This window comes from Pseudobutyrivibrio sp. ACV-2 (assembly GCF_900107545.1).
GTDB lineage: Bacteria > Bacillota > Clostridia > Lachnospirales > Lachnospiraceae > Pseudobutyrivibrio.
Genome location: NZ_FNQZ01000010.1, coordinates 72,266 through 88,296, shown reverse-complemented (window position 1 = coordinate 88,296; position 16,031 = coordinate 72,266). Strand labels below are relative to the sequence as shown.

The 16,031-nt window shown below is 41.7% G+C and carries 14 protein-coding genes; 13 read left to right on the top strand and 1 reads right to left on the bottom strand.

The genetic code is table 11. The features are described from left to right. The first annotated feature begins 54 nt into the window (after nt 1-54). The 12 genes from BLV53_RS11585 to BLV53_RS11530 all read left to right on the top strand — a co-directional run bounded on the left by BLV53_RS11585 (nt 55) and on the right by BLV53_RS11530 (nt 12,521). Nucleotides 55-1,278 (top strand): polysaccharide biosynthesis C-terminal domain-containing protein, encoded by a 1,224-nt coding sequence (locus BLV53_RS11585; protein ID WP_090301018.1) that lies wholly within the window; start codon nt 55-57, stop codon nt 1,276-1,278. A gap of 3 nt (nt 1,279-1,281) precedes the next feature. Next, on the top strand, nt 1,282-2,808 hold the full coding sequence (murJ, locus tag BLV53_RS11580; protein ID WP_090301016.1) for a murein biosynthesis integral membrane protein MurJ: 1,527 nt from the start codon (nt 1,282-1,284) through the stop codon (nt 2,806-2,808). A 169-nt stretch (nt 2,809-2,977) separates the two neighbouring features. Beyond that, entirely contained in the window at nt 2,978-4,150 is a 1,173-nt protein-coding gene (locus BLV53_RS11575) for a DegT/DnrJ/EryC1/StrS family aminotransferase (RefSeq protein ID WP_090301014.1), read from the top strand. Between the two features lie 68 nt (nt 4,151-4,218). Beyond that, nucleotides 4,219-4,821, top strand: coding sequence for a hypothetical protein (locus BLV53_RS11570; RefSeq protein ID WP_090301011.1), 603 nt, complete (start codon nt 4,219-4,221; stop codon nt 4,819-4,821). Nucleotides 4,822-4,833: 12 nt separating this feature from the next. After that, nucleotides 4,834-5,235 (top strand): DUF6548 family protein, encoded by a 402-nt coding sequence (locus tag BLV53_RS11565; protein ID WP_090301010.1) that lies wholly within the window; start codon nt 4,834-4,836, stop codon nt 5,233-5,235. Between the two features lie 92 nt (nt 5,236-5,327). Further along, nucleotides 5,328-6,485 (top strand): non-hydrolyzing UDP-N-acetylglucosamine 2-epimerase, encoded by a 1,158-nt coding sequence (gene wecB, locus BLV53_RS11560; RefSeq protein ID WP_090301008.1) that lies wholly within the window; start codon nt 5,328-5,330, stop codon nt 6,483-6,485. 226 nt (nt 6,486-6,711) lie between these two features. Then, nucleotides 6,712-7,755, top strand: coding sequence for a polysaccharide biosynthesis protein (locus BLV53_RS11555; RefSeq protein WP_090301006.1), 1,044 nt, complete (start codon nt 6,712-6,714; stop codon nt 7,753-7,755). Continuing rightward, nucleotides 7,755-8,150 (top strand): transporter, encoded by a 396-nt coding sequence (locus BLV53_RS11550; RefSeq protein ID WP_090301004.1) that lies wholly within the window; start codon nt 7,755-7,757, stop codon nt 8,148-8,150. Before BLV53_RS11555 ends, BLV53_RS11550 begins: the two co-directional genes overlap by 1 nt. Then, on the top strand, nt 8,143-8,484 hold the full coding sequence (locus BLV53_RS11545) for an EamA family transporter (protein WP_090301002.1): 342 nt from the start codon (nt 8,143-8,145) through the stop codon (nt 8,482-8,484). The genes BLV53_RS11550 and BLV53_RS11545 overlap by 8 nt, the downstream gene beginning before the upstream one ends. 92 nt (nt 8,485-8,576) lie before the next feature. Beyond that, nucleotides 8,577-9,851 (top strand): O-acetylhomoserine aminocarboxypropyltransferase/cysteine synthase family protein, encoded by a 1,275-nt coding sequence (locus tag BLV53_RS11540; RefSeq protein ID WP_090301000.1) that lies wholly within the window; start codon nt 8,577-8,579, stop codon nt 9,849-9,851. 57 nt (nt 9,852-9,908) lie between these two features. Further along, nucleotides 9,909-11,432, top strand: a complete 1,524-nt coding sequence (locus tag BLV53_RS11535) for an MBOAT family O-acyltransferase (protein WP_090300998.1) — start codon at nt 9,909-9,911, stop codon at nt 11,430-11,432. Between the two features lie 12 nt (nt 11,433-11,444). Next, nucleotides 11,445-12,521: a hypothetical protein gene (locus tag BLV53_RS11530; RefSeq protein ID WP_090300996.1), complete on the top strand. Its 1,077-nt coding sequence runs from the start codon at nt 11,445-11,447 to the stop codon at nt 12,519-12,521. Nucleotides 12,522-12,570: 49 nt separating this feature from the next. Here BLV53_RS11530 and BLV53_RS11525 read toward each other — a convergent pair whose 3' ends face one another. Further along, nucleotides 12,571-13,443 carry an AraC family transcriptional regulator gene (locus tag BLV53_RS11525; RefSeq protein ID WP_090300994.1) on the bottom strand — a complete coding sequence of 291 codons (873 nt, stop codon included), beginning with the start codon at nt 13,441-13,443 and terminating at the stop codon, nt 12,571-12,573. A gap of 175 nt (nt 13,444-13,618) precedes the next feature. Between BLV53_RS11525 and BLV53_RS11520 the strand changes: the two genes are divergently transcribed. Further along, nucleotides 13,619-15,868: a glycogen/starch/alpha-glucan phosphorylase gene (locus BLV53_RS11520; protein ID WP_090300992.1), complete on the top strand. Its 2,250-nt coding sequence runs from the start codon at nt 13,619-13,621 to the stop codon at nt 15,866-15,868. Nucleotides 15,869-16,031: the final 163 nt, after the last annotated feature.

Sequence of the window (16,031 nt, the reverse complement as noted above, 5' to 3'; positions counted from 1 at the left end):
ACATGTGCTATAATACAAAAGATTATGTAAAAAAATTAGTCAGGAGAAAAAACTTTGAAAATACTAGTAACCGGCGCAGCCGGATTTGTAGGAAAAAATTTAGTAGAAACACTTAAATGCATGTCTGATGGCAGAGACAAATACCATTGTTTTTCCGATGAAGAAATCACAATATATGAATATGACAAGGATTCAACTTTAGAGGAGCTTGACCGTTACTGCAGTGATTGCGATTTCGTATTCAATCTTGCAGGCGTCAACCGCCCAAAGGACAACAGTGAATTCATGGCAGGTAATTTTGGATTTGCCAGCACATTGCTTGATACACTAAAAAAACATGGCAACACTTGTCCTGTGATGCTTTCATCATCTATACAAGCTACACTTCTAGGCCGCTATGCAGGCAGCGAATATGGACAGAGCAAGCTTGCAGGGGAGGAGCTTTTCTTCAATTATGAGCAGGAGACAGGAGCTAAGGTTTTGGTATACCGATTCCCAAATCTTTTCGGAAAATGGTGCCGCCCAAATTACAATTCAGCAGTTGCCACCTTCTGCAACAACAAGGCAAACGACCTTGAAATCACAGTAAACGATCCAAGCACAGAGCTTGAGCTTGTATATATAGATGATTTGGTAGATGAAATGGTATGCGCCCTTCAGGGAAATGAGCATCGCTGCGATTTCGATGAAGATGGACAGGTGTCACCTGATACAGCAGGCAAATACTGCTATGTGCCAGTTTCGCATCATGCCACTTTAGGTGAAATAGTTGAACTTCTAGACAGCTTCGTGGCTCAGCCAAAGACACTTATGATGCCAGCTATCACTGATGGAAGCTTTGCTAAAAAACTATACAGCACTTATCTTAGCTATCTTCCAAAGGAAAAGGCCATATATGATTTAGAAATGAAGGTTGATAACCGAGGCTCATTCACAGAAGTTTTAAAGACCTTTGACCACGGACAGTTTTCAGTAAATATCAGCAAGCCTGGTATCACTAAAGGGCAGCACTGGCACCACACCAAATGGGAGATTTTCATGGTAGTGTCAGGTCATGGAGTGATTCAGCAACGCAGGGTAGGCCTCGATGAAAATGGACAGCCTTATCCTATCCATGAATACATGGTCAGCGGAGACAAGCTTCAAGCTGTTTATATGCTTCCAGGTTACACACATAATATCATCAACCTATCTGATACAGACGATATGGTTACCTTGATGTTTGCCAATGAATTATTTAACCCTCAGAAACCAGAGACCTATTTCGAAGAGGTTTAAAATATGAGTAAAAATTCTAAAAGTATTGTAAGTACCGCCATGGTACTTACAGTTTTAACTCTTTGCTTCAAGGTACTTGGATTTGTAAAGCAGATGGTAGTGGCATATTTCTTTGGTACCACCGGTGCCACAGATGTTTACTACATGGCCTTCAATTTCGTGGGCACATTGTCATCTGCATTTATCAGGGCTATCACCATTTCCATGGTGAGCATCTATACCCATTGCCTGGTGCAAAAGGGGCGGGATGAAGCTTCAAAGCTTTTGAGTGCCTGTCTGGAGCTACTGCTTCCGGTGGTTCTAGTGGTGCTGCTGTTTGCCTATATGTTTACTCCGCAGATAGCCCACATGCTGGCACCTAGCTACAGCCCAAGTGAATCACTTTTACTGCAATCGTATTTACGGATTTGCTATCCATTCTTTCTTTTTGCAGTAGTCACCCTAGTGTGGACTACTTTAATGGATGCCAACAAAGATTTCGTAGTCAGCCGTACCGAGTCCTTTATTACAAGCGTAGTGACCATCCTTAGCTGTGTGCTTTTGTATCAGGTACTTGCGGTTGCATCGCTGGTTGTGGCTCAGTACATCAGCTACATCATATTCGGTGCACTGCTTCTTATACGAGGTCGCAAATATTTTAAATTCACCTTCGTAGCCTTCAAGGATGTACCAGAGGTTCGCACAGTTTTACTCACAGCATTACCACTTTTTGTGGGTAACTCAGTGTCTCAGATAAACAAGATTGTGGATAACGCACTTTCCTCAGGGCTTGGAGATGGAAATGTGTCAGCCCTCTCGTATGCTGTCACCTTGGAAGATTTTGTTACGATTATTTTGGTAAACAATGTTGTAGATATCCTATACGTAAATTTCTCAACCTACACTGCTGAGGAAGATTACGAAAAACTTACCGATACAATGAGACAGGCCATCAACATCATGATATGCATGCTGATTCCTATTACAATTGTGGCCTGCATGTGCGCCAGCGACATTGTAACTATTATTTTCAAAAGAGGAAATTTTGATGAGTCATCTGTTGCCATGACAAGTGCAGCATTGATAGGATACGCAGCTGGTTTTACAAGTATGGGCGTAAGGGATATAATCCTAAGAGGATTGTATTCATTTAAGGATACCAAAGGTCCTATGATTACAGGATTTTTTGCAGTAGGCTTCAACATTTTCTTTAGTATACTGCTGTCCCGGTTCATAGGAATTATGGGTATCTCAATTGCCAGCTCCATCAGCTTGACAATAAATTTCTTGATTAATTCAAGAATGTTGAAAAAACACATTCCAAACTATAGCTTAAGAGGTCACCTACCGGTGCTCCTAAAACAGATACCAGGTATCGTATATGCGATAATCGTAATTACGATAATTCGTCACTTCGTCACTAACCTATACGCATCCTTCATCCTATCCGGCGCCCTCGCCTTAATAGGATACGCGTTGATATTACTTATCGTGAAAATTGATGAAGTCGAATACGTAAAAAATAGATTACTATCTAGAATTAATAGGTAATAAGTGTGCCAACTCAACCTTGGCAAGCGCGAGGAGGAGGGCCCCATGCCAAGTAAGGAGGGACCCCTTGGGGAGGTTCCCTTGCTTGAGTATGGGAGGTGGCCTCCGGGAGCATGTGATACTCCGATGGCACACTCACACAACCTACATATATTAGGAGGAAAAAGAAATGATTCCAGTAATGAACGTCCAGAGACAATACGCTTCTCTCCAAGAGGAGCTCGACAACGCCGCCCTTGAGGTACTTCACTCAGGCGGATATATCCTCGGCCCAAAGGTAGCCGATTTTGAAAAGCAATTCGCAGAATACTGCGGAGCAAAATATGCAGTAGGCGTAGGCAATGGTACAGACGCCCTTGTAATTGCACTTCTTGCAGCAGGCATCGGCTCAGGCGACGAAGTTATCACCACTGCTATGACCTTTGTTTCAACAGCTGAGGCTATTGCTCAGGTAGGTGCTACACCAGTATTTGTAGACATTGATCCACAGACCTACACTATGGATGCCACAAAGCTAGAGGCAGCTTTTACAGAAAAAACAAAAGCTGTCATCCCTGTTCACATCTATGGTCAGGCTGCTGATATGGATGAAATAGTTAAAATCGCTCATGCCCATGGCGCACTTGTTATCGAAGACTGCGCACAGGCAGCAGGAGCAAAATATAAGGGACGCCGCACATGCTCACTTGGTGATGTGGCTTGCGTAAGCTTCTTCCCAACCAAAAATCTTGGTGCAGCAGGTGATGCCGGCATCATTGTTACCAGCGATGAGGATTTATACAAGGGCTGCATGGCATACCGTGTTCACGGCTCAGGTCTTAACGGTGCTTACACCTATGCCAGATTAAATGGCCAGGATTTTGACGAAAGCAAAATTGATTTCCACGGTAATCTTCCAAAATACTATAACTATCTTGTAGGATTCAACTCACGACTTGATGCTCTTCAGGCTGCAATGCTTGCAGTAAAGCTACCACATCTTGATGCATGGAATGAGCGTAGAAGACAGATTGCAGCTATTTACAATGAAAAGATTACAAATCCACTTTTCACAAAGCCAGTTGTAGCAGAATACAATGAGCACATTTTCTATGTATACCCAATGAAGGTTTCAGATAGAAGCCGCTTCAGAGCATACATGGAGGAAAAGGGAATTTCTACAGGTGTTTACTTCCCGGTTCCAATGCATGAGCAGGCTTGCTTCGCAGGTCTTGGCTACAAGCATGGAGATTTCCCAGTGGCAGAGGATTTAGCAGATCATGGAGTAACAATCCCAATGTTCCCAGAGCTTACAGATGATGAAATCAATGCTGTTATTGATGCAGTGAACAAATTTGAATAAATGAGTAACTAGTGGTATAATTGTTACAGAAATGTTTCATTTGAATGAGCGAGGAGGGTTAATTACTTATGAAAAAATTACTTGCACGAGTGTTGTGTCTTACAGTTACTGCTGTTGCATTAGTTAGTAGTACAGGTGTTGCTCAGGCAAAGGTCTATAACTACGACATCACAGAGGACAATTTCCCTGCAGCAGATTACGCTACCCGTTATGCAGATGTAAAGACTGCATTAGGTGATGACAAGGCTGTCCTTTATAATCACTACAAGCTTTTTGGTGCTGAGGAAGGCCGTATCGTTAAAATAACAGACGAGGTTTTAAAGTCACAGGCAAATGCTGAGAGCACTATCGTTGCATCAAAGATATTTGCGCTTACAGTGCTTCCTACCATCGTAAATGACACTATGACAGATGGTGAAAAGGTTAAAGCCGTTGAGAATTGGATGAAGACAAATATCACATATGGTGTTTCAAAAGACAATAGCTGTTATCACATCGTTGGCCCAATGACTGCTGGCCCAACTACTGACGAGGGCTATGCTGAAACCTTTGAATTTTTCATGGATGCTCTTGGCATCGAGGCTATTACAAACAGTGATTTAAAATCTAATAAGGTCAACGTCGATGGTGTATGGTATAATATAAACATTCCTGCAGGTGTTTTATATTAAAAGAGGCGAAACATGGCTACAACAAAAGCTAGAAGAACAAACGAAAGATTTTATGATGCTTATTTAGATTTTGACTGTCAGCTCTGTGAGTTGCTGGGCGTGGAAAAGGATGGCGTGCAGGCTTATCGCATGCGCATGAAAGAGGCATGGTACGAGGCCAAGGAATTGATTCCGGAATGGGAGAGTATCGATCAAAGGCTTGAAGTCATCAGAGAACGATATCAGGTTCTAAAGCAGGGTAAGTCCAAATTCGACGATGTCCATGGTAAGGACGAGGACGTTGTATGGATTCAGATTTTCCGTGAGCGTCTGGATGCCCAGGCGGATCCTTTGGCAAAATACTCAAAGCTTTCCTTTGAAAAGAAAAAGAAGGACAAGGGTATTTTCCAAAAGCTTGGCAAACTATTTAAATAAAGAATGTAATGGGAAGTGCATATTAGTGCACTTCCCATTTTGTTGTGATATAATTGGTAGGATTGAGACTAGATATTTAGAAGAGGTAAATCATGTTCCAAAACAACGGAAAATTAAAACTTTTAATTATAGTCGGCACTCGACCAGAAATCATTCGCCTGGCGGCCGTGATTAAAAAATGCCGCAAATACTTTGATTGTGTTCTGGCGCATACCGGACAGAATTACGATTACAACCTTAACGGAGTATTTTTCAAAGATCTACAGTTGGATGATCCTGAAGTCTACATGGACGCAGTTGGAGATAACCTTGGCCAGACTGTAGGTAATATTATTGCTAAATCATATGAGCTCATGGTTGAGATTCAGCCTAATGCCCTTTTGATTTTAGGAGACACTAATTCATGCCTTTCTGCAATCGCCGCAAAGCGACTTCATATTCCTATATTTCACATGGAAGCTGGAAACAGATGTAAAGACGAGTGTCTTCCAGAAGAGACCAATCGCCGCATCGTCGATATTATTTCAGATGTTAATCTTGCATATTCAGAGCATGCGCGCCGTTATCTTGCAGATTGTGGACTTCCAAAGGAACGCACTTATGTTACAGGTTCACCTATGGCAGAAGTTCTTCACGAAAATCTTGAGTCCATCGAAGCCAGCGGTGTACTTACACAACTTGGACTAGAGCCAAAGAAATACATTTTGCTCTCAGCACATCGTGAGGAAAACATCGACACTGAAAAGAATTTCACATCTCTTTTCACAGCTATCAACAAGCTTGCAGAAAAGTACGATATGCCAATCCTTTACAGCTGTCATCCACGTTCAAGAAAGCGCCTTGAGGCGTCAGGCTTCAAGCTTGACTCAAGGGTACGTATGCATGAACCACTAGGCTTCCACGATTACAATCATTTGCAGATGAATGCCTTTGCAGTTGTTTCAGACTCTGGAACACTTCCAGAGGAATCAAGCTTTTTCACAAGCATTGGTCGTCCATTCCCAGCAGTGTGCATCCGCACATCCACAGAACGTCCGGAAGCACTTGATAAAGCATGCTTTATTCTTGCAGGAATCGACGAGCTTTCACTACTTCAGGCTGTAGATACCGCGGTAGAGATGAACGAAAATGGAGATTATGGCATTCCAGTTCCAGACTACATAGAAGAAAACGTATCTACAAAGGTCGTTAAAATCATCCAGTCTTACACACGTGTTGTAGACAAGATGGTTTGGCGCAAGGACATCTAACCCGTCGTACACGTTTAAATAAATGCGTAAGTTAATAAATAATTAATATATAAATTTTAATAATTAGATGAGCCAATCAGGAGAAAACTTGGCGAGTCGATAATAAAAATAATTAGATGAGCTGGTAGCTAACAAGGCTGAGGCCTCTTAAGCGAAGCATTCTAAGCTGAGCGTAGAGGTCACAGACTTGTTAGCGTAACCAGCGGACTAAGGAGAATAAAAAATCATGAATTGTGAATTATTTAAAGACAAGACTTTGATGATTACAGGAGGAACAGGTTCATTCGGTTCTACAGTACTTAAGCATTTCCTTGATTCAGATTTAAAGGAAATTCGTATTTTCTCACGTGATGAGAAAAAGCAGGATGATATGCGTCATCAGCTTCAGGCAGAGCACCCAGACCTTGCTGGCAAGGTTAAATTTTACATCGGCGATGTTCGCAATATGCGCTCAGTTCAGGATGCTATGCCAGGTGTTGATTTCATCTTCCATGCAGCTGCCCTTAAGCAGGTTCCATCATGCGAGTTCTTCCCAATGGAAGCAGTTCGTACAAATGTAGAGGGTACAGACAATGTACTTCATGCAGCAGTAGAAGCTGGCGTTCAGCGTGTAGTATGTCTTTCAACAGACAAGGCAGCTTACCCTATCAATGCCATGGGTATTTCAAAGGCCATGATGGAAAAAGTAATCGGTGCTAATGCACGTGTTGCAGCAGGCAAAACCACTATCTGCACCACTCGTTACGGTAATGTTATGTGCTCTCGTGGTTCAGTTATTCCACTTTTCATCGATCAGATTAAGGCAGGTAACCCAATCACCATCACAGATCCAGAGATGACTCGTTTCCTTATGAACCTTGATGAGGCAGTTGCTCTTGTTATGTTTGCTTTCGAACATGGTGAGCCAGGTGACCTTTTTGTTCAGAAGTCAGATGCTTCTACAATCGGAGATTTAGCAAAGGCTGTTCAGCAGCTCTTTGGTGACACAGGCACAAAAATCATCGGTACTCGTCACGGCGAAAAGCTTTACGAGACACTTATGACTAATGAAGAGTGCGTTCGTGCCGTAGATATGGGTGATTACTACCGAGTTCTTCCAGATGGACGTGACCTTAACTATGACAAGTTCTTTGTAGATGGTGAGGTTCATACCATGGCATCAGACTCTTACACATCACACAATACAAAGCGCCTTGATGTTCAGGGTACTGTAGATAAAATCATGACTACAGATTACGTTAGAGAAATGTTGGAGAATTGGGGTAAATAATGAAAAAAGATACGATAAAGTGGTTCGCGATTCTTCACGTTATTATACTGATTTTTTCTGTAAACAGTATTTGCTCAAAAACTGCTGCTCAGTATGATTTTTTAAGTCCAAAGTGGATTTTATTCTATGGAATAGTAGTATGCATTCTTGGTTTCTATGCGATAGCATGGCAGCAGGTATTAAAGCATCTACCTTTGATTACTACCTATGCCAACAAGGCTGCTACAACTATCTGGGGCCTGATTTGGGGGGCTATCATTTTCAAGGAAAGCATAACCATACCTAAAATCATCGGAGCTATCGTAGTTATAGCAGGTGTTTATCTTGTGGTTAGCGGAGATGAAGAAGTAATCTCAGGAGAAAAAGAGAAAAAGGAGGGCAAGAAAAATGCTTAAATATGCACTTATCATGCTCACCGGTACATTCATTGCTTCATGCTCTCAGATTGTATTGAAAAAGGCAGCTGAAAAAGAATATGCCAGCAAAATCGCTGAGTATTTAAATCCAATGGTTATGGGCGCTTACATTGTTTTCTTTGGAGCATCACTTTGCTCGGTAATTGGCTACAAAATGGTACCGCTTTCTATAGGACCTATCCTTGAAGCCACAGGTTACATATGGGTAGCAATCCTTGGAAAAATATTCCTGGGTGAGCATATCAGCAAAAAGAAGGGGCTTGGATTGCTCGTAATCATTGTTGGTATAGTAATTGCCAGCTTTGGAATCTAGTAAATAGAGTTTAAATTATTACTTTAATATGATAAAGTGTAAGGAGCGTACTTTTTTGTATGCTCCTTATTTTATTAACAGGAGGTAAAAAGATGAATCAAGGAATTGGAACAAAATGTGTACAGGCTGGCTATACTCCAGGAAACGGCGAACCACGTCAGATTCCAATAGTTCAGTCTACTACTTTTAAATATGATACAAGCGAGGACATGGGAAAGCTTTTTGACCTTGAGGCAGAAGGTTATTTCTACACACGTCTTCAAAATCCAACTAATGACTATGTAGCTGCAAAGATTGCTGCTCTTGAGGGTGGTACAGCAGCTATGCTTACATCATCAGGACAGGCAGCCAACTTTTTTGCACTTTTCAATATTTGTGAATGCGGCAGCCACATTGTCGCATCCTCATCAATCTATGGTGGTACCTTCAACCTTATCGCTGTAACCATGAAAAAGATGGGTGTTGATGTTACATTTGTCGATCCTATGGCATCAGAGGAAGAGCTTAACGCAGCATTCCAGGAAAATACTCGCGCAGTATTTGGCGAGACAATCGCAAATCCAGCACTTACAGTTTTAGACATCGAGAAATTTGCAAAGGCTGCACATGAGCATGGTGTTCCACTTATCGTAGACAACACATTCCCAACACCAGTAAACTGCAGACCTATCGAGTGGGGAGCAGATATTGTCACTCATTCAACAACTAAATACATGGATGGTCACGGCGCAGCAGTAGGAGGTTGCATCGTAGATTCAGGTAAATTCGACTGGATGGCTCACGCTGATAAATTTCCAGGACTTTGTACACCAGATGACAGCTATCACGGTATTACATACGCTGAGAAGTTCGGCAAGGAAGGTGCTTTCATTACAAAATGTACAGCACAGCTTATGAGAGATTTTGGTTGCATCCAGTCGCCACAGCATGCATTCATACTTAACCTTGGCCTTGAATCACTTCATGTGCGTATGCCACGTCACGTTGAAAACGGACTTGCTGTTGCAAAATTCTTATCAGAACAGCCAGAGGTTAAAAAGGTTACATACCCAGGACTTGAAGGTGACAAATACTATGAAATCGCCCAGAAGTATCTTCCAAAGGGAGGCTGCGGCGTAGTATCCTTCGAGCTTGAAGGCGGACGTAGTGCAGCAGAAAGCTTTATGAAAAAGCTCAAGCTTATCGCTATCGAAACACACGTTGCAGATGCTAGAAGCTGCTGCTTAAATCCAGCTACATCAACCCACCGTCAGATGACAGATGAGCAGCTAGAAGCAGCCGGAATTCCAGCAGGACTTATCCGCGTATCCTGCGGCCTTGAAGACAGCTCTGACCTAATCGCAGATATAGCGCAGGCATTAAAATAAAAGCCATAGCCTTCCCCCTGAGGGGGAAGGTGGCCCACCGGGCCGGATGAGGGTAATATGTTATTCAATTCATATATATTCATATTTTTATTCATGCCAATGTGCATACTTGGCTACTTTGCACTCAACCACACAGGAAAATACAAACTGGGACATGCCTTTTTACTAGGGATGTCCCTGTGGTTTTACGGCTACTTTAATCCATCATATCTGCTGATAATCATTTCCAGTGTATGTATCAATTTTCTGTTTTACCGATGGATGAAAGGCATGCAGAGAGCCACCATACTTCAGGCAGTCACAGAAAATGAAGAACTGCAAAACCTGGCAGGTTCATCTCTTGGCAGGCTAAAAAAGTGTAAGCCAATCATGCTATTTGGAGTAGCCATCAATCTTGGAATAATATTTTATTTCAAGTACATGGACTTCTTTATTGAAAACGTAAATACGATAATGAAAATGGATTGGCCGCTGCTTCACATTTTACTGCCACTAGGAATCAGCTTTTTCACATTCCAGCAGATTTCATTTATAGTGGATACATTTAGAGGCGAAGTGCCAGAATACGATTTTTTGACTTACGCATGCTATGTCACATTTTTCCCACAGCTTGTGGCAGGTCCTATAGTGACCCATGATGAGCTGATACCACAGCTTCTGGATAAATCCAAAAAGAAGTTTAACTGGGATAACATGGCAAAGGGCCTTTATATGTTTGCCATAGGTATGGGAAAAAAGGTTCTCTTGGCGGATGTATTCGGCATAGCGGTAAACTGGGGCTATGAAAATGTGGCAACACTTCAAGCTACAAATGCAATCCTTATAGCAGTGGGATATTGCTTCCAGCTATATTTTGATTTTAGTGGATACTGCGATATGGCCATTGGACTTGGTAAAATGCTAAACATTGATTTACCAGTGAATTTCAATTCCCCATATAAAGCTGTTACCATCACAGATTTCTGGAATCGCTGGCATATGACCCTTAGCAGATTTTTCACCAGATATGTGTACATTCCTTTGGGTGGTAGCCGAAAAGGAAATATCCGCACATATATAAATTTGTTTATAGTATTTTTACTTAGTGGTTTCTGGCATGGAGCAGCCTGGACCTTTGTGCTGTGGTCGGTGCTTAATGGTTTATTCTGCATTGTCACCAGAATGTTTAAAAAGTTCTTTGACAATCTTCATCCCGCACTTGGTTGGATGATTACCCAGGGCTTTTTCACATTGTCAGTTGTATTTTTCAGAGCAAATACAATAGGTGATGCCATTTCATTAATAAAGCAGATTCTCTATGTGGATTTCACACCGATAGATGTCCACATACTTGAAGCCTTCAAAATCCCAGGCCTTAACTATTTCTGGGACGGCACGGCACTGACTAATTCGCTGCCATTTATCTATGTTGGAGTATTTTACTATCTTGCGCTATTCATCGTGCTTGGCTGTAAAAACTCAGTAGAAAAAATGCGACAGTTCGTACCAAACATAAAAAACATGCTCTGGACCGCAATCCTTTTATCCTGGTCCATAGCATCCCTGTCAGGAATCAGCACATTCCTATATTTTAATTTCTAAATGAGAGACTATATGTTGAATACAAAAAAATGGTGGCTAGCAACAGCCTTAATTATAGTATTAATTTTAGGTGCCCTTGCCACCCCAATCATCTACATAGACCCCTACTTCCACTACCACGCGCCTCAGGCCAGCCTATACTACACCCTGGACAACGAGCGCAGCCAAAATGATGGAATCATCCGTCACTTCGACTATGACTCAATGATTATAGGCACATCCATGGCGGAAAACTTCAAGACCAGCGAGGCCGAGGAGTTGTTTGGTGGAAGCTTTATCAAGGTCCCATTTGCAGGTGGAACCTACAAAGAGCAAAACGACAACATAGCTAAAGCCATTAAATACAACCCGGATTTAAAGGTTGTCATCAGGCCACTAGATTATGCGTATCTGATGGATGATAAGGATAGAGTAAGAAATGATCTGGGCTCATATCCCGATTATCTCTACGATAATAATCCATTCAACGATGTGAAATACATTTTCAATAAACAGATACTATTTGATATTTGTTTGCCGATGCTTGATGAAGCCAGAAGTGGTGATGCTGCCACTGGAATAACAAGCTTTGATGATTATGCAAACTGGATGGAAGAGGCACAGTTTGGTTCAGATATCGTGCTAGGGGATAGAGCAGAATACAATTCGCCTGAAGAGATTCAGCCATTTGTAGATGAAGTAAAAGAGATGGTACATGACAACATCATACAAAACGTGGTATCTTTGGCCAAGGCCAATCCGGATGTGCAGTTCTACTATTACCTGACACCATACTCTATAGCCTGGTGGGGCTCTCAGATGGAGCTGGGCACAGTGGAACGCTGGATAGCTGCAGAGGAATACGCCATCTCATTGATGCTTGAATGCGACAACATTCATCTGTATTCCTTCAACAATGAGTTTAATCTTACCACAAACTTAGATAACTACAGTGACGAGTGTCACCATGGTGATTGGGTTAACTCTCAAATCCTCGGCTGGCTTTACTCAGGCACAGATAGATTAACTAAAGATAATTACGAAGAATACATCAGCGTAGAAAAAGAATTCTACATGAACTATGATTATTCTTCACTACTAAATAAATAACGTAAATACGAAATGCTGCCAGCACTTTAAAACTGGCAGCATTTTTTAATCACTGATTCAATCGATATTCTTTTGGCGTCTTATTATATTTTTTCTTGAACTGTCTGTTGAAATGTGACAGATTATCAAACCCAACTTCCTGAGAAATATCTAAAATATTCTCTTCCGTAGACAGTAACAGGCGTGCTGCCATGGAAAGTCTATAGTCGTTTAGATAGGTGATAAAGCTTACACCGAAGGTCTCCTTGAAAAATCGCATAAAGTGTGACTCAGAGAAACCGGCTATATCTGCCATATCAGCTACAGTGGTAGGCTCGCTATAATGTAATTCTACGTGTTTGATGACAGGTTTGAGCTTATCTATATTCTTTTTGCTGGAAGCATCTATTTTCTCTTCATATAAAGTAACCAGATTAAATAAAAGTAGATACAGATTACCCTTGATGGCCAGTCCCCAGGCACCTTCCCGGTGGGATGATATATTATCATTGGCATCTAAATATCGCTTAATACTTTCGTATCCTGGTACACCCTGACTAAAGACGTGAGGTACATCTACAGTGTTCTGGAAAAATGGTAATAGAAAACTATCATAAAATTCATCAAGGGAAGAAGAAAACATTTTCTCATCGAAAAGAATATTTTCGTATTCCATAGAGTCATCTTCATATTGAAAAATTCCGTGAATATTTCCAGGAATTAAAAAAGCAATATCTCCAGCTGAAACATTATATTCAACACCTTCAATAACAAGGATTCCACGGCCTTTTTTTATGTAAATAAACTCCACATCCTCATGCCAGTGTAGTGGCACCGACTCGAAGTCTAGTGGAATAGTACATGGGTATGTGTTGTAAGGAATGTTGTAATCGAAGTGGCTGGTCCTCTCATGAATGGCCTGATAATCATTAATATTTAACATATGCACCTCCAGGATGATAGAATAGTATCACTTTTTAATACGATTGCGCAAGCCTAAATCACGTAAACGAGATTATACTGTCATCAGAGTTGATAGTTAATTGCTGATGTGTTCAGAAATTTTCAAGCAATCCCAAAAGAAAAAACATATCAGCACTTTTTATGAGGAGGATAAAATGACAGCAAACGAGTATATCAAGGTAAGATTTGGTCGTCACATGGATCAGTGTACAAATGAAGAAATCTACATTGGTCTCTTAGAGTATGTAAAGGATCAGGCAAAGAATAAGGAAATTGCCGGTGGTAAGAAGAAGCTTTACTACATCAGTGCAGAGTTCCTTATCGGAAAGCTTTTATCAAATAACCTTATTAACCTTGGACTTTATGATGAAGTAAAGGCAGAGCTTGAGGCTTGCGGAAAGTCACTTGCTGAAATCGAGGAAATCGAAGTTGAGCCATCTTTAGGTAACGGCGGTCTTGGTAGACTTGCAGCTTGCTTCCTTGATTCAATCGCAACACTTGGTCTTAATGGTGATGGTGTTGGTCTTGCATATCATATGGGTCTTTTCAAACAGGTATTTAAAAACAATCTTCAGACTGAAGAACCAAACCCATGGATGAGACATCACAGCTGGATGACAAAGACAGAGAGAACTTACCAGGTAGATTTTGGTGGTTTCAATGTTACATCCCGCATGTATGATATTGATGTTACAGGCTATGATTCAGTAACAACAAAGCTACATCTTTTTGATGTAGACACAGTAGATGAGAGCATCATCGGCGAGGGCATTAGCTTCGATAAGGCTGCATTTACAAAAAACCTTACTCTCTTCCTTTATCCGGATGATTCAGATGACAACGGAAGATTACTTCGCGTATATCAGCAGTATTTCATGGTTTCAAACGCTGCACAGCTCATTTTAGATGAGGCTGTAGAAAAGGGCTCAAACCTTTATGACCTTGCTGATTATGCAGTAATCCAGATTAATGATACACACCCTTCAATGGTTATTCCTGAGTTAGTTCGACTCCTTCAGATTCGTGGTCTTACAATGGACGAGGCAATTGATGTGGTTTCTAAGTGCACAGCTTACACTAACCACACAATCCTCGCTGAGGCCCTTGAGAAGTGGCCAATCCACTTCATGATGAAGGCTGTCCCACAGCTTATGCCTATTATCCGCGAGCTTCACAACCGCGTAGCAAGAAAGGTTGCAGATCCAGATGTTGCTATCATCAGAGACGGACTTGTTCACATGGCACACATGGATATTCACTATGGTATTTCAATCAATGGTGTTGCAGCTCTTCACACAGAGATTTTAAAGGAGACAGAGCTTCACAAGTTCTATGAGCTCTACCCAGAGAAATTCAACAACAAGACAAACGGTATTACATTCCGTCGTTGGTTATTATATTGCAACCCAGAGCTTTCAAAGCTTATCGAAGAGCTCATCGGACCAGGCTTCAAGAAGGACGCTACAGAGCTAAAGAAGCTTGAGCAGTTCATGAACGATGATGCTGTAGTTCAGAAGTTCCTTGATGTTAAGAATACACGTAAGACTGTTCTCAAGAAATACCTTGCAAAGACACAGGGTATCGAAATCGATGACAACAGCGTTTACGATATCCAGATTAAGAGACTTCACGAGTACAAGCGTCAGCAGATGAACGCACTTTATGTAATCAACAAGTACTTCGAGATTAAGGAAGGCAAGAAGCCAGCTCGCCCAATCACAGTTATCTTTGGTGCGAAGGCAGCTCCAGCTTACGTGATCGCAAAAGATATCATCCACCTTATCCTCTGCCTCCAGGAAATCATTGCAAAGGATCCAGAGGTTAGCCCATATCTCAATGTAGTTATGGTTGAAAACTACAACGTAACACTTGCTGAGAAGCTTATTCCAGCTTGCGATATTCACGAGCAGATTTCACTTGCTTCTAAGGAAGCATCTGGTACTTCAAACATGAAGTTCATGCTCAACGGTGCCGTAGCCATCGGTACTATGGACGGTGCAAACGTAGAGATGCACGATTTCGTAGGCGATGACAACATCTTCATCTTCGGTGAGGATTCAGACACAGTAATCAAGCGCTATGCAGACGCAAGCTACTGCTCACGCGACTACTACGAGAAGGACGCAAACCTCAAGAAATGCGTAGACTTCATCGTATCTGACAAGCTCATGGAAGTAGGCCAGCGAGAGAACCTTGAGCGTCTCTACAACGAGCTCTTAAATAAGGACTGGTTCATGACATTCCCAGACTTCAAGGATTACTGCGAGACAAAGGAAAAGGCATACAAGGCATTCGAAGACCGCACAGAGTGGGGCCGCAAAATGATCAAAAACATCGCCAACGCAGGCTTCTTCTCAAGCGACCGTACAATAGCTCAATACAACGAGGATATCTGGCACCTATAAAATGCGTAGGGTAATCAACCATATTACAAGTTCGCGTTCTAGACGTTTGTCTATACAGCCAATAAATAACAATGCTGCGCCTCTAGACAAAAGTCTAGATAGCCAGTAGGTAACAAGCCCTAGGTCTCTTAAGCGAAGCATTCTAAGCTGAGCGTAGAGACCT

Bases quoted from the DNA above. Each gene is read 5' to 3' on its own strand.
- wecB (WP_090301008.1), top strand. From the start codon at position 5,328: ATGTTCCAAAACAACGGAAAATTAAAACTTTTAATTATAGTCGGCACT.
- BLV53_RS11555 (WP_090301006.1), top strand. From the start codon at position 6,712: ATGAATTGTGAATTATTTAAAGACAAGACTTTGATGATTACAGGAGGA.
- BLV53_RS11570 (WP_090301011.1), top strand. From the start codon at position 4,219: ATGAAAAAATTACTTGCACGAGTGTTGTGTCTTACAGTTACTGCTGTT.
- BLV53_RS11575 (WP_090301014.1), top strand. From the start codon at position 2,978: ATGATTCCAGTAATGAACGTCCAGAGACAATACGCTTCTCTCCAAGAG.
- BLV53_RS11530 (WP_090300996.1), top strand. From the start codon at position 11,445: ATGTTGAATACAAAAAAATGGTGGCTAGCAACAGCCTTAATTATAGTA.
- BLV53_RS11565 (WP_090301010.1), top strand. From the start codon at position 4,834: ATGGCTACAACAAAAGCTAGAAGAACAAACGAAAGATTTTATGATGCT.
- BLV53_RS11535 (WP_090300998.1), top strand. From the start codon at position 9,909: ATGTTATTCAATTCATATATATTCATATTTTTATTCATGCCAATGTGC.
- BLV53_RS11525 (WP_090300994.1), bottom strand. From the start codon at position 13,443: ATGTTAAATATTAATGATTATCAGGCCATTCATGAGAGGACCAGCCAC.
- BLV53_RS11545 (WP_090301002.1), top strand. From the start codon at position 8,143: ATGCTTAAATATGCACTTATCATGCTCACCGGTACATTCATTGCTTCA.
- BLV53_RS11540 (WP_090301000.1), top strand. From the start codon at position 8,577: ATGAATCAAGGAATTGGAACAAAATGTGTACAGGCTGGCTATACTCCA.
- BLV53_RS11520 (WP_090300992.1), top strand. From the start codon at position 13,619: ATGACAGCAAACGAGTATATCAAGGTAAGATTTGGTCGTCACATGGAT.
- BLV53_RS11550 (WP_090301004.1), top strand. From the start codon at position 7,755: ATGAAAAAAGATACGATAAAGTGGTTCGCGATTCTTCACGTTATTATA.
- murJ (WP_090301016.1), top strand. From the start codon at position 1,282: ATGAGTAAAAATTCTAAAAGTATTGTAAGTACCGCCATGGTACTTACA.